Origin of the sequence: Mycobacterium sp. (assembly GCF_049802695.1) — a bacterium.
In the GTDB taxonomy this organism is placed as follows: Bacteria; Actinomycetota; Actinomycetes; order Mycobacteriales; family Mycobacteriaceae; genus Mycobacterium.
This window is the reverse complement of the sequence record NZ_JBARMY010000474.1, coordinates 1-2311: the sequence shown is the minus strand read 5'-3', so window position 1 is coordinate 2311 and position 2311 is coordinate 1. Positions and strand designations below refer to the sequence as shown.

Annotated in this window: 2 protein-coding genes and 1 pseudogene; 1 reads left to right on the top strand and 2 read right to left on the bottom strand. The window is 68.3% G+C overall.

Features of this window, described 5'->3' with window-relative positions; translation table 11 throughout:
- A pseudogene (locus WA317_RS18915) lies at positions 1-592 on the bottom strand (peptidoglycan hydrolase RipC); the annotation flags it as partial.
- 213 nt (positions 593-805) lie between these two features.
- Complete coding sequence (locus WA317_RS18910; RefSeq protein WP_425174492.1) at positions 806-1063, bottom strand: hypothetical protein; 258 nt, start codon at positions 1061-1063, stop codon at positions 806-808.
- Positions 1064-1175: 112 nt separating this feature from the next.
- Here WA317_RS18910 and WA317_RS18905 point away from each other — a divergent pair.
- A partial coding sequence (locus tag WA317_RS18905; RefSeq protein ID WP_425174491.1) for a DEDD exonuclease domain-containing protein occupies positions 1176-2311 on the top strand: 1136 nt, incomplete at its 3' end.

Below are 2311 nucleotides of genomic sequence, written 5' to 3'. Positions count from 1 at the left end.
CCAGTGCGGTGCGCTGGTTCGGAGTCAGCACCGTGTACTGCGATTTGACGACGGCGATCTGCAACTGCAGTTGGCTCTGCTTGGCTTGCAGACTCGCCCGGACGGCGGCTGCCTGCTCGGCGGCGGTCCGGGCGTCCGCGGCCGACTTGGCCGACACCAGCTCGGCCTTGGTCGTCTGGTCCGAGGCGGCGCGGAAGCTGACCATCTGCGCTGCGATGTCACCGGCAATGACGCGCTGCACGGCCAGCTTGCCGATCAGCTGCTGCGGCGATTGAGCGGTCAGAATCGCGTTCATGCCGTCGGTGCGGCCGCCCATGTACATCGCCGCGGCGAACTTGTTGACAGCGGACTGGAAGGTGGCCAGGCGCGCCTTGGCCGCATCGAGCGCGGCCTGGTCGTCGGTGTGCTTCTTGTCCGCCGCCCGCATCGCCGTCAGCTTGTGGCTGAGGTCCAGCTGAGCGCTGTGCATCGCCTCAGTGGTCTGCTCGGCCTGCCGGGAGAGTTCGTTGAGTTTCGCCAGCGCGTCCCCGCCCGGGTCGGCCAGCACCTGCGGGCTCAGCGCGCCGGAGAGGGCGAGGCAGCCGGCTGTCACTCCGACGGCAAATAGCTTGATATACCGAGTTGTCTTCAGTGTGCGTTTCGTGCGCTGTTTGCCATCAAGCCCCGACGCCAAGGTTTTGTATCCTTCAACTCATCGACGGAACCGTCGAGTTTGCTTTAGGTCTCAGACAGGTTACGAAACGGCATCGGCAATGTCCAACTCCGAGACATTAAGAAATTGGGAAGATTTGACGGCCACCGACCGTCAAGCGACGCCGGGCGTCTGCCGGCGAATCGGCACCAGACGCAGCCTCGGGGCCAGGCCGGCGTCAGCCAGGTTCTCCAGCGCCGCACATTCATCGTCGAGCAAAGTCGTTGGGATGCCGAGCAATACGCTGACCACGCAGTCGGTGCACGCCGCTCCCCGCACCGCGCAGTCGTCGCAGTCGATCACCACCGGCCCCGTCGGGCTCCGGCCCGCGCCGGCCTGCTCGCCGAAATCTGACGTGTTGGTTTGTGCCATTCGCCGGGCCCTTTCAGTGCTGTCAAACCGTCGCTTCGCACGCTAACCGACGCCACCGACAAGTTTTCGAGGCCTGCGGCGCGACCAGGCCTCGCGGCGTGGGAGCCGCTGCATGTCGGTAGGAGTCCCTAACGTCCCGAGCGTGGGGGTGATCGGTGCGACGCAGCTCAGCTTCGCCGGGGCGGATGCGGCGTTCGAGGTGTCACTGCGGGACACCACGTTCGTGGTGGTCGACCTGGAGACCACCGGTGGACGGATGACGGGTGCGCCCGGAACAACCCCCGACGCCATCACCGAGATCGGCGCGGTCAAGGTGTGCGGCGGCGCGGTGCTCGGCGAATTCGCCACGCTGGTCGATCCGCAGCGCAGTATCCCGCCGCAGATCGTGCGGCTCACCGGGATCACCACCGCGATGGCGTCGGATGCGCCGACCATCGACGTGGTGCTGCCGATGTTCCTCGATTTCGCTCACGGCAGCGTGTGGGTCGCCCACAACGCCCGATTCGACGTCGGGTTCCTGCGGGCGGCCGCCGAGCGCTGCGGGCTGCCCTGGCCGCGGCCGCAGGTCCTGTGCACAGTCCAGCTGGCTCGCCGGGTGCTCAGCCGGGAAGAAGCCCCCAGCGTGCGGCTGGCCGAACTGGCCCGGCTGTTCGCCGTCGCCACCCAGCCCACCCACCGCGCCCTGGACGACGCCCGCGCCACCGTCGACGTGCTGCACGCGCTCATCGAGCGGGTGGGCAACCAGGGTGTGCACACCTACTCCGACCTGCGCGCATATCTGCCCGGCGTCACCGCGGCTCAACGCCGCAAGCGGGGGCTGGCCGAGCACTTGCCGCGCCGGCCGGGGGTTTATCTGTTCCGTGGGCCGGGCCACGAGGTGCTTTACGTCGGCACCGCGACCGACCTGCGGCGCCGGGTCGCTCAGTACTTCAACGGCAGCGACCCGCGCACCCGGATGAAAGAGATGGTCGGACTGGCCGAAACCGTCGACCACGTGGAATGCGCCCACGCCCTGGAAGCCGGTGTCCGCGAGCTGCGGATGCTGGCCGCCCACGCACCGCCCTACAACCGGCGGTCGCGGTTCCCGCATCGCTGGTGGTGGGTGGCGCTGACCGACGAAGCGTTTCCGCGCTTCTCAGTCGTACGCACCCCGCATCACGACCGCACGATCGGACCGTTTCGCGCCCGCGCCGACGCCGCCGACACCGCCGACCTGCTGGCCCGGTTCACCGGTGTGCGGACCTGCAC

Coding starts and splice junctions, on each gene's coding strand:
- WA317_RS18910 (WP_425174492.1), bottom strand. CDS start 1,063: ATGGCACAAACCAACACGTCAGATTTCGGCGAGCAGGCCGGCGCGGGC.